This window comes from Pseudomonas xanthosomatis (assembly GCF_019139835.1).
Lineage (GTDB): Bacteria > Pseudomonadota > Gammaproteobacteria > Pseudomonadales > Pseudomonadaceae > Aquipseudomonas > Aquipseudomonas fakonensis.
The window spans coordinates 2,093,879-2,105,000 of sequence record NZ_CP077075.1 but is presented as its reverse complement, the minus strand read 5'-3'; the positions used below and the strand labels follow the sequence as shown (position 1 = coordinate 2,105,000).

The 11,122-nt window shown below is 64.9% G+C and carries 10 protein-coding genes (1 of these 10 only partly in view); 4 read left to right on the top strand and 6 right to left on the bottom strand.

Annotated features, from left to right (window positions below):
• Positions 1-541, top strand: partial view of a formate/nitrite transporter family protein gene (locus KSS93_RS09420; protein ID WP_217888048.1) — the 3' portion only. 320 nt of this gene lie to the left of the window's left edge; only the last 541 of its 861 coding nucleotides appear in the window; the start codon falls outside the window, past its left edge; it ends in the stop codon at positions 539-541.
• Here KSS93_RS09420 and KSS93_RS09415 read toward each other — a convergent pair.
• Positions 538-1,632, bottom strand: coding sequence for an MBL fold metallo-hydrolase (locus KSS93_RS09415; protein WP_217888047.1), 1,095 nt, complete (start codon positions 1,630-1,632; stop codon positions 538-540). The genes KSS93_RS09420 and KSS93_RS09415 overlap by 4 nt on opposite strands.
• A gap of 127 nt (positions 1,633-1,759) precedes the next feature.
• Between KSS93_RS09415 and KSS93_RS09410 the strand changes: the two genes are divergently transcribed.
• On the top strand, positions 1,760-2,836 hold the full coding sequence (locus KSS93_RS09410) for a diguanylate cyclase (protein ID WP_217888046.1): 1,077 nt from the start codon (positions 1,760-1,762) through the stop codon (positions 2,834-2,836).
• Positions 2,837-2,887: 51 nt separating this feature from the next.
• Positions 2,888-5,470: a bifunctional diguanylate cyclase/phosphodiesterase gene (locus KSS93_RS09405; protein WP_217888045.1), complete on the top strand. Its 2,583-nt coding sequence runs from the start codon at positions 2,888-2,890 to the stop codon at positions 5,468-5,470.
• Between the two features lie 6 nt (positions 5,471-5,476).
• Here the strand turns inward: KSS93_RS09405 and KSS93_RS09400 are convergent, their stop codons facing one another.
• Both KSS93_RS09400 and KSS93_RS09395 read right to left on the bottom strand, forming a co-directional pair.
• Entirely contained in the window at positions 5,477-5,797 is a 321-nt protein-coding gene (locus tag KSS93_RS09400) for a DUF2025 family protein (protein ID WP_217888044.1), read from the bottom strand.
• A 249-nt stretch (positions 5,798-6,046) separates the two neighbouring features.
• Positions 6,047-6,958, bottom strand: a complete 912-nt coding sequence (locus KSS93_RS09395) for a LysR family transcriptional regulator (RefSeq protein ID WP_217888043.1) — start codon at positions 6,956-6,958, stop codon at positions 6,047-6,049.
• A gap of 112 nt (positions 6,959-7,070) precedes the next feature.
• Between KSS93_RS09395 and KSS93_RS09390 the strand changes: the two genes are divergently transcribed.
• The gene (locus KSS93_RS09390; RefSeq protein WP_217888042.1) at positions 7,071-7,829 is read left to right on the top strand and encodes an SDR family NAD(P)-dependent oxidoreductase; all 759 of its coding nucleotides are present in this window, start codon (positions 7,071-7,073) and stop codon (positions 7,827-7,829) included.
• 99 nt (positions 7,830-7,928) lie between these two features.
• On the opposite strand, the gene KSS93_RS09385 is transcribed toward KSS93_RS09390, so the two are convergent.
• The 3 genes from KSS93_RS09385 to KSS93_RS09375 are packed head-to-tail and all read right to left on the bottom strand — an operon-like array spanning position 7,929 to position 10,982.
• The gene (locus KSS93_RS09385; RefSeq protein ID WP_217888041.1) at positions 7,929-8,789 is read right to left on the bottom strand and encodes an efflux RND transporter periplasmic adaptor subunit; all 861 of its coding nucleotides are present in this window, start codon (positions 8,787-8,789) and stop codon (positions 7,929-7,931) included.
• Between the two features lie 11 nt (positions 8,790-8,800).
• Positions 8,801-9,007, bottom strand: coding sequence for a DUF1656 domain-containing protein (locus tag KSS93_RS09380; RefSeq protein ID WP_217842142.1), 207 nt, complete (start codon positions 9,005-9,007; stop codon positions 8,801-8,803).
• Positions 8,994-10,982, bottom strand: a complete 1,989-nt coding sequence (locus KSS93_RS09375) for an FUSC family protein (protein ID WP_217888040.1) — start codon at positions 10,980-10,982, stop codon at positions 8,994-8,996. The genes KSS93_RS09380 and KSS93_RS09375 overlap by 14 nt, the downstream gene beginning before the upstream one ends.
• Between the last annotated feature and the right edge of the window lie 140 nt (positions 10,983-11,122).

The following is an 11,122-nucleotide window of genomic DNA, read 5'->3' as shown; positions in this document are numbered from 1 at the left end:
CACCCTTACCGCCGTGCTGCCGGTCATGACCACCCCGACCCTGGCCAACCTCGGCCGCCTGCTGCGTCTGTGGGGCATCGTGCTGCTCGGTAACCTGGCCGGCACCTTGCTAGTGGCCTGGGTGATGCTCGAGCTGCCGATCTTCGACAGCAAGACCGACATCGCCTTCCTAGAAGTCGGCCGCAAGGTGATGGAGAACGACATCAGCCAGATGTTCGCCAAGGGCATCGTCTCGGGCTGGATGATCGCCACCATGGTCTGGATGATCCCGTCGATGGAGCACGCCAAGATCTGGATCATCCTGCTGATCACCTACCTGATGGCCCTGGGCGATTTCACCCATATAGTAGTGGGCTCACTGGAGGTGTCTTACCTGGTGTGGGCCGGCGACGAGACCTGGGGAGCCTTTTGGCTCGACTTCGCCCTGCCGACCCTGGCCGGCAACATCATTGGTGGCAGCTTCATCTTTGCCCTGATCAGCCACGCCCAGGTACGCAGCGACAGCGGCAAACCGCCCTCACAGCTATTAAAGGACGACTAACGCGCCGCCACCGCCCGCTCGGCTGCCCGGCCATGGCGCGGCGCAGCCTTGGGTCGCCACCAGTTCTGCCCGGCGTGGGGCGAGTCGAGGCTGACACGCTCGCCCATCTGTGGTGTGCACAGTTGCACCTGCGCGGCCTCGGCCAACGCAAGAATACGTTCGAAGGGTTCCTGCCAGCTGTGCATGGACAGGTCGAAGGTACCGTTGTGGATCGGCAGCATCCAGCGCCCGCGTAAATCCAGGTGCGCCTGCAGGCTCTGCTCGGGTTGCATGTGCACGTTGGGCCAGGCCAGGTTGTAGGCACCGGTTTCCATCAGGGTCAGGTCGAACGGCCCGAAACGCTCGCCAACTTCGCGAAAGCCCTCGAAGTACCCGGTATCGCCACTGAAGAACACCCGCAGGCCTTCATCGATCATCACCCAGGACGCCCACAACCGGCGGTTGCTGTCGAACAGCCCGCGGCCAGAAAAGTGCTGCGCCGGCGTAGCCACAAAGCGCACCCCTGCCACCTCGGCCTCCTGCCACCAGTCCAGTTGCTGCACCTTCGCCGCCGGCACGCCCCACTCCACCAGCAGTTCCCCTACCCCAAGCGGCGCCAAAAAATGCTCTGTACGCGGCGCCAGGCGGCGGATGGCTTGCTCGTCGAGATGGTCGAAATGGTCGTGGGAAAGAATCACCGCAGCCAGCGGCGGCAAGTCATCGAGCGACAACGGCGGTGCATGAAAGCGCAACGGCCCGGCCCACTGCACAGGTGATGCCCGCTCGGCGAACACCGGGTCGGTAATGAAGAAGCGCCCGCGCATTTTCAGCAACACGGTGGAATGCCCCAACCGCCACAGACTGTGGTCGGGCGCATCGAGCACCTGCTGACGGGTCATCGGCTGCAGCGCCAATGCCTCACCCGGTCGCGTTTCGGGTGGTTTGCGCAGCAAAAGGTACTTGAGGCCGATGCGCAGCTTTTTAAGCACGCCATCCTTGGGTAGCTCGACCTGATTGTGAAAACGCCCGTCGCGGTGGGGCGCGGGCTCGCCGGCAGGGGTAGCCATGGGGGCCATGAGCAAGAGCACTCCGAGCAGGAAGAAAGGCTTCATGTTACTCCAGAGGTACTGCATCAACCGTGAATTGGCTTGTAAGGCCATTTTTCGCCGATGAATGAATGTTCAACAATATTCATGCGACTTATGCGATAAACGGCGCCTCACGAAAGAATGGACGACCATGACGGATACCAGCAGCGGCAAGGGACTCTCGTTTGTCCGCCGTATCTACCGCCCCCGTATCATCGGCAAGGCTATCGGCCTGATCGCCGCCGCTGCGGCGGTGGCCCCCCTGCAACAGCCCCACTGGGTATGGTTGCTGATGCTGCTCAACGGCCTGGCCTGGCCGCACGTCGCCTACCACTGGGCGCGCCGCTCGGCAAAGCCCTACCAGGCCGAGCTGCGTAACCTGCAACTGGACTCGGTGGCCGCGGGTTTCTGGGCGGCGACCATGCATTTCAACCCGCTGCCGAGCCTGACCATCCTGTCGATGGTGACCATGAACAACGTCGCCGCCGGCGGCAAGCCCATGGTCGTCCGCGGCATGCTCGCACAACTGGCCGGCATGCTGCTGTCCATGGCCCTGCTCGGCCCCGGCCTGCAACTGCACACCAGCATGGCGCAAGTCTACGCCAGCCTGCCGATGCTCACCCTCTACCCCCTGGCCCTGGGCTGGGTGTGCTACCAGTTGGCGATCCAGCTGGCCGACCACAAGCGCCAGCTCAGCACGCTGAGCCGTACCGACAGCCTCACCGGCCTGCTCAACCACGGTTCGTGGAAGGACATGCTGCAGCGCAAGTTCCAACTCAGCCAGCAGCAACAGTTGCCAGCAGTCATCGCCCTGATCGACATCGACCACTTCAAGGCCATCAACGACACCTACGGCCACGTGGTCGGCGACTGCGTGCTGCGCCAGCTCAGTCACGAACTGCAGCGCAGCCTGCGCGAGCACGACAAGGCCGGGCGCTACGGTGGCGACGAGTTCTGCCTGATTTTCCCCGACACCCACGAAGCCCAGGCCTGCCAGGCCATGGAGCGCCTGCGCGAACGTGTCGCCGCCTACCGCAACCCGCAACTGCCGGGCCTGCGCATCAGCCTGAGCATCGGCCTGGCAGCCTTTCGCCCAGGCCTTGCCAGTGCCGAAGACTGGCTGCTGGTGGCCGACAAGGCGCTCTACAGCGCCAAGCACCAGGGCCGCGATCAGGTGAATCTGGCCTGCGGCGAGGCCACCACGCTCAGGCTGGCCTATCCTGACTAGACCTTCCCCCAGGCCCCGGGCGGGAGGCGCAGTACGAGGAGCCGCCCGCACATGCACAGGAATGCAGACCGTCCCGCCCCACGCCACACCTCCAACCTGCAGGTACGCCGACTGATCGGCGGTTTCTGCGCCCTGTTCGGCCTGGGCTGCCTGATCGCCCTCGGCGCCCTGTTCAACATCGCTGCCACCCTCGACCAGCAAGCGCAGCAAGGCAGCAGCTTCCGGGCCAGCCAGGCACTGCAGCAACGGCTGTTGGCCTCGCGCCAGTTTCTCTCCAGCTACGCCGTCTGGGACGCCGCCTACGAGCACCTGAACGGCCAGGCCGACTGGCAGTGGGCGTATGAAGAAAAGAACGTCGGCGAATCGCTTTACAGCGCCAGCGGCTACGAAGGGGTGTTCGTGGTCACCGAAAGTGGCACCAGCTATGCCCTGTTCAAAGGCAAGCCCAGCGAATCGCCTGCCACGGCCTTTATCGGCAGCGACCTGGCACCGATCATCGCCGAGGCCCGCAAATCAGCGCCAGCCCGCGAGCAAGTTACCCACTTCGTGCGCTTCAACGATTGGCCTGCGGTGCTAAGCGCCGCCGCCGTGCGCCCTGACAAGGATGTGCTCGACGGCGAAGTGCGCAACGCCCCGGTCATGCTGTTCGTCGACCAGCTGACCGCCGACAAGCTGGCCCGCCTCGGCGAAGGCGCCGGGCTCAAGGGCATGCGCCTGGAAGAGGGCAGCAGCGCCAAGACCCGGCAACCTCATATCGAGCTGGGCGACACCGGCTTCCACCTGGCCTGGGACAGCCCGCAGCCCGGCCACCAACTGCTCTGGGCGGTACTGCCTCCCTTGCTTGGGGTGTTGCTGCTGCTCGGCCTGGTGATGCTGTACCTGTTCCGCCACGCGCTGCGCAGTTCCCACGCCATCGACCAGAGCCTGCTGCGCCTGCAGCAGAGCAACCAGGCGCTGGAGGCCAGCGAACAGCGTTTTCGCGCCGTGGCCGAGGCTGCGTCCGACTGGATCTGGGAAACCGACCGCCATCACCGCCTCACTTACCTGTCGCAACGCTTCGCCAAGGTCACCGGCTACCGGGTCGACGAATGGCTCGGCCAGCCACTCAACCAACTGCTGGCCTGCGACACCACCCCGCTGCTGCCCTGGCTCGATGCCCAGGCCGACAGCGACCCGCAGCAGTTGGCCAACCTGCGCTGCGCCTACCGCGACCATAACGGCGAGCACCGCTACTGCCGCATCTGCGCACGTTCGATCCTGTTCGACGGCAAGCTTGCCGGCTTTCGCGGCACCGCCAGCGACATCACCGACGAAGTCGACGCCCATGCGCGCATCCAGCACCTGTCGATGCACGACGCGCTCACCGGCCTTGCCAACCGCAACAAGCTCTCGCGCCACCTGGAGCAACTGTTGCTGCGCGGCAGCGACGCCACGCCGCTGGCCTTGCTGCTGCTCGACCTCGACAGCTTCAAGCCGATCAACGACTCGCTCGGCCATGCCGCCGGCGACGCGGTGCTGCAGGAGGTCGCCACGCGGCTGCGCGACAGCACCCGCGACGGCGACCTGGTGGCGCGCCTGGGGGGCGATGAGTTCGTGCTGGTGCTGCAAGGGTTGGACAGCCGCAGCGAAATCGACCGTTTCTGCGCGCGCCTGATAGACCTGCTGCAGCAACCCATCGTGTTCGAGGAGCACCAATTGCACATCGGCGCCAGCCTCGGCATCGCCCAAAGCCGCGCCCAGGGTTTCGACGCCGGCGAACTGATCCGCTGCGCCGACATTGCCCTGTACCAGTCCAAGGCCGACGGCAAGCACACCTGGCGCTACTTCTCCCCTGAAATGAGCCAGCAGATCCAGTACCGCCGGCAACTGGAAAACGACCTGCGCCGGGCGGTCAAGCAGCAGGAGTTCGTGCTGCACTACCAACCCCGCTACCGCCTCGACGATTTGCACATCGTGTCGGTCGAAGCGCTGCTGCGCTGGCAACACCCGCAAGAGGGCCTGCTGGGGCCGGACACCTTCATACCGCTCGCCGAACAGAGCGACCTGATCGTCGCCCTCGGCCGCTGGGTGCTGCTGGAGGCCTGCCGCACCGCGCGGCAGTGGCCTGCGCACCTGCTGGTGTCGGTCAACCTGTCACCCGCGCAGTTCTTGCGCAGCGACGTGGTGGCCGATGTGCGCGAGGTGCTGCTGGAAACCGGCTTCCCGGCCCAGCGCCTGGAGCTGGAAATCACCGAAAACGTCATGCTCAACGACATAGAAGGCGCCCTCGGCACCATGCTTGCACTCAAGGAGTTGGGGGTGCGCCTGAACATGGACGACTTCGGCACCGGCTATTCGTCATTGGGCTACCTGCGCACCTACCCGTTCGACAGCATCAAGATCGACAAACGCTTCATTGCCGGGCTGACCAACCAGAGCGGCAACGACCGCGCCGTGGTGCAGGCGATCATCAACCTGGGCAAGGCCATGGGCCTGACCGTGACTGCCGAGGGCGTGGAGACCGAGCAGCAACTGCGCGCGCTGGGCAAGGAGCGCTGCCACGAGGTACAGGGCTTTTACCTGAGCAGGCCGATGGACCGCAAAAGCTTCGAGGCGCTGCTGGCCGACAGCGGGCGGCGCCACGATGCTTCTTGAGGCCGCCTAACGCACGGTACGTTCGGCGACAATTTCCGGCAGGTCGGTACGCTTGAGATACAGCCGCAGGGGCTCGCCGATATTCAGCCGGTCGTCCACATGCTGGCCAAACAACAGCGCCAGGCGCTCGCGGCACAGCGCCATGCGCTGCTCGCCGTCGGGGCGCCATACAAACTCGCTGCACGGGGTGATGCTGTCGTCGGCCACATCCATGCCGAACGAGTCTTCGGAAAAGCGCACGATATGGGTGCCGCGCTTGCCGTGGTAACCGACAAAACCATTGAGCTGGTCGGCGGCGTTGCAGATGTCCTGGGACGTGATGGCCATGGCGTTACCTCGCAAAAAATCGGAAGTGACGCACGCCGGGCGGGAAGCGGCCGCCTCTGACGGGCAACGCGCAAGGGGCAGCCTAACGCCGCGGGGCGCCGGTCGGCAAGCAGGGCTTCCAAGACCGGCCTCGATTTTGTAGGAGCGGGCTTGCCCGCGATTGCGATATCAAATTCAACATCGTCATCGCGGGGCAAGCCCGCTCCCAAGCTATCGGTTCCCAGCCCAAAGGCCCGACGGCCGACCCACTCATCCCGTTGGCGCATCCACCTGCGACGCCAGCACTCCCGCCAACCAGTTCATGAAGGCCTGCACCCGCCGTGGCACATGGCGCTGCCGGGCATATAGCAGCGACACCGGCATGGCCCGCGCCTGCCAGGATTCGAGCACCGTCACCAGCTCGCCCCGACGCAAGTGCTCATCCACACCCACCGCCGGCACCTGGATGATGCCTAACCCCGCCAGGCAAGCTGCGGAATACGCCTCGGCGTTGTTCACCGTAACCACGCCGCCCATGGCCTGAAAGCGCAATTCGCCATTCTGTTCGTACTCGAACCCCTGGCTGCGCGCGCCAAGGTTGCGCACATAGTGCACCAGCCGGTGAACAGCCAGGTCCCCAAGGCAACCTGGCACCCCATGGCGCTCAAGGTATGCGGGGCTGGCACAGTTGCGCATGCTCAATTGCCCCACTGGTCGGGCCACCACATCCAGGTCGCTTAATGCTCCGATCCGCATCACGCAGTCGAAGCCCTCACGCAGCAGGTCGACCTGTCGATCAGTGCAACTGATCTCCACCTCCAATCGCGGGAAGCGCTCTAGAAACGCCGGTAAAGCCGGCACGATCACCCGACGCGCCATCATGGTCGGCAGGTCGATGCGCAAGGTGCCTGCCAGCTCGGCATCGTCGGCGCGAAACAGCCCTTCGATCTCGTCCATCCCCGACAGCAGGTCCTTGCTACGCTCGTACAACAGCGCGCCATCCTGGGTAGCCTGCACCCGACGGGTGGTTCGGTTGAGCAGGCGCGTGCCCAGCAGGCCCTCAAGCGCGCGCACCTGCTCGGAAACAGTCGAACGCGGCAACCCCAGGCTCTCGCCGGCCAAGGTGAAACTGTTCAGTTCGCTCACCCGCACAAAGGTGCGCAGCAGTTCGAGTTTGTTCATCCGCAGCCACCAATTGTCTGGTTCAAGCGAACAGTATTTCCGGTTTTACGGGATTTAACAGCCGATGACCGACCAATAACCTGTCGTCAGTCCCCCCAACGAGGTAATCGACATGACCCGCAAAATCGCCCTGATCACCGGCGCCAGCCGCGGCCTGGGCCGCAACGCCGCAGAGCACCTGGCCGCACGCGGCATCGACATCATCGGCACCTACCACAGTAAGGCCGACGAAGCACAAAGCGTGGTCGCTACGCTGGAACAGGCCGGCGTACGCGTCGCCATGCTGCAACTGGACGTCGGCAACAGCGCCAGCTTCGCCGCCTTTGCCGGGCAACTGGCCGACACCCTCAAACAGCGCTTTAACGCCGACAAGCTGGATTTTCTGGTCAACAACGCCGGCATCGGCCTGAACGTGCCGTTCAGCGAAACCACCGAAGCGCAGTTCGACCAGTTGCTGAACATCCATCTCAAGGGCCCGTTCTTCCTCACCCAGCATTTGCTGGCACTGCTTGAAGATGGCGGGCGCATCGTCAACATTTCTACCGGCCTGACCCGCTTTGCCCTGCCCGGCTACGCCACCTATGCAGCGATGAAAGGCGCCATGGAAGTGCTGACCCGCTACCAGGCCAAGGAACTGGGTGCCCGAGGCATTCGAGTGAACATCCTTGCGCCTGGGGCGATCGAGACCGATTTCGGCGGCGGCCTGGTGCGTGACAACCAGCAAGTGAATGACTTCATCGCCGGCAATACCGCGCTCGGGCGGGTTGGCCTGCCGGATGACATCGGCGCTGCGATTGCGCTGTTGCTGGAGGACGGCAATGGCTGGATCACCGGGCAGCGCCTGGAGGTTTCGGGGGGCATGTTCCTTTGAAGGCCGAGTGAGACCTATCGCGGGCAAGCCCGCTCCTACAGGGACCGCATAGCCTTCAAACCTGTAGGAGCGGGCTTGCCCCGCGATAGCTTGCAGCCCTCAATGATCCTCATGCACCTGCACACTGGCCGTCATCCCCGCACTCAGGTTCATCCCTTCCGGTATCTGCTCCAGGCGAATCCGCACCGGAATCCGCTGCGCCAGCCGCACCCAGTTGAAGGTCGGTTCCACCTCGGGCAGCAACTGCCCGTCCGGGGTGGAGTTACGGTCGGTGATGCCGCGGCTGATGCTCTCCACCTGCCCCTGCATCGACTCCCCCGCCCCCATCAGCCACACCTTGACCGAATCGCCCACGCGAATGCGCGGCAGCTTGGTCTCCTCGAAATAAGCCTGGATATAAAAGGTGGCGTCATCAACCAGCGCCATTACCGACTGCCCGGCATTGACGTAGTTGCCCTCGGCCAGGCGCAGGTTGGTGATATGCCCGCTACGCGGTGCGCGCACTTCGCTGCGGGCCAGGTTGATCTTCGCCACCTTCAACTGCGCCTCGGCCTCGTGCAGCTCGCCCCGGGCCACAGCGGCGTTGATCTGCGCATTCTCGCGCAGCTCGGCGCTGATCGCCTCCGGCCCCAGGGCAGTGCGCCGCGCCGCCTCGCGCTCGCGCAAGCGCAGCTGCTGGGCGCGGGTCTCGACCACCGCGGTGGCCTGGTCGAACGCCGCCTGAAAGCGCTCGCGGTCGATGGTCATCAGCAGGTCACCCGCCTTGACCTGCTGGTTGTCATGCACCTTCAACCCACTCACCCAGCCGGACACATCCGGGGCAATCACCACCACGTCGGCGCGCACCCGGGCATCCCGGGTCCAGGGCGTGAGCATGTAGTACTGCCAAAGCTGATAACCGGCAAACACGGCAACGATCACCACGCACAGGGTGACCAAGGCACGTACGGCTGTACGCATGGACTTACTCCTCACAAAGGTCCCAGCAGACGCACCACCAGGTACAGGACACAAACGAACAACGCCGCATCGAACAAGGCTTCGTGCCAGATCCAGCGCCCCAGGGGGGTGGCCTGCACCAGCACGCGCAACACGCCGGTGAGCACCAGCGCCATCAATACATAGATCAGAAACGGGCTGAGCAGCACACCGCCCAGCGCCCATTCACGCAACCCCATGGGTTTCCTCCTGCCAGCGGCACCATTTGCCCCAGCTCTTGCGCAATTGCAGCACCGCGCCGATGGCCAGGCGCAGCGGGTCACTGGCCGGCTGCTGGCGCAGCGCTTCGATGAATTGCTCACTGGCCGCATCCAGGCGCTGGCTGCGCCCCGGCGCCGGGCCGCTGGCCAGCACCGCCTCCAGCTGTTGCAGGTACTGGCGCTCGGCACCGCCCAGTGGCGCCTGGGCCACCGCCAGGCACATGCGCAGGTGCACCAGTTCGTCGCCGATATCCAGCCCGTGCAGGCCATCGTCCCAACGCTGGCGCTCGGCTTCGGGCAACTCGCTGGCGTGGCGCGCCAGCTGCATCAGGCGATCAGCCATGCGCCCGCCAAACCAGCTGTCGGCGCCGCGCAGGTCGCGGCGGGTCAGGCGCACCAGGTCACCCTGGGTCGCCGCGCGCAAACGCCGCCCGAGCCAGGCCGGGTGGCGCAGCACCAGCAAGCGGAACGCCATCACCGCAGCGCCCACGCCGATCAGCATGGCAAGCGCGCTGTTGAGCATCGTGGCAACGTTGAACTGCATGGCATTGAGCGGCGCCACCAGCACGATGAAATGCAGGCAATAGGAGGTGGCCGTAGCCCCGGTACGCGGGTGGGCCATGCCCAGGGCACCAAAGAACAGCGGCACGCCCATCCCTAAGCAGAGCATGGCGAAGCTGCTCCACTGCGGCAGCAGAATCTGCCCGACAAAAAACGCAACCGGTACTGCCAGCAGGATGCCACGCAGAAAGCTCAGGCCGATCTGCGCGCCGTTCTCGCGACTGGCGAACAGGCTGCAGACCACACAGGTAAGCACCAGCCCGCCCGGTGCCGACGGCCATGCGGTGGCCAGCCAGAAGCTGCTCATGGTCAAAAAAGCCAAGGCACTGCGCGAACCGAACAGCAGCGCCAGCGACAGGTCACGATGGGCCGCCAGGCTCTGCACCGCCTGCTTCGGCGCCCGGCCCAGCTCCACATCGTCCAGCGCCTGGGTGGCCGCCATGGCAAAGTCCAGCAGCAGGGCCATGCGCGCCAGGCAGTAGTGCTCGGCGGGGCTGATGTGCTCGCCGTGGGCCGCATCCCAGATGCGCTGGCGCAGCACCAGCAGGCTCGGCTGATCGGGCGCGCCCAGTTGCCCGCGCACCTCGTCGAGCCAAGGCGCCATCTGCGCGCTTTCGGTTTCGTCGAGTTGGCGCCACTGGCGCCGCACCGAACGTGAAATACGCAGCAGCACCATCAGTTTCTGGCTCAGGCCGTTGATTGCCCGGGCCCGCTGCCGGCCTCGGCTGCCTTCGAACCAGGCATGTTCGCGCTGGGCGTCGATAGCGACAATGCCGCCCAAGGTCTGCAACAGCCCTTTGCGTGCATCGTCTTCGCCGCCAAGCATGGCGCTGGCCGCCTGCAAGCCATTGCTCCACGCCTCCCGGGCTTGGCCTGCGAGCTGCTGCTCGACCCGCAGCGGCCACACCAGTGCACTGACGGCTGTGGCACAACAGATGCCCAGGCTGATTTCGGTGCAGCGCGCCACCGCCTGGTCGAACACCTGCAGCGGCGTATTGATCGCCGGCAAAGCAATGATCGCCGCGGTATAGCCGGCCAGCACGAAGGCGTAGGCCCAGGCGCTGCGCAGTTGGGTGGAAGCCGCGGTGCACAGCGCCAGCCATAACGCCAGGGTCAGCAAAAACAACCAGGGCGTCTGGGCGAACAGGCCGATGAACACCACCGACATGAAGGTCCCGACCACGGTACCGGCCAGCCGTGCCAGGCCCTTTTGCACCACCATGCCCGACAACGGCTGAGCAACGATGAACGCGGTCATCAACGCCCACGACGGCTGCTCCAACCCCCAGCGCATCGCCAGCCACAACGCCAGGCCGCCGCCGAGCAGAGTCTTGGCGGCAAACTTGAGGGCGAGGCTGTTGGGTGCGAACAGGGCCTGGAAGGTGATGGGCACGAATCGGACCTTGCCGGTAGAGGGTCTACAGATAGAAAGATAGACAACTGCGGCAAGAATAAGGTGCAGACGAATAATTAGCTAGCTAATCATCTTGTTTAATCAAAAGCGCGCCATGCAGGAACCGGCTTGCCGGTGAC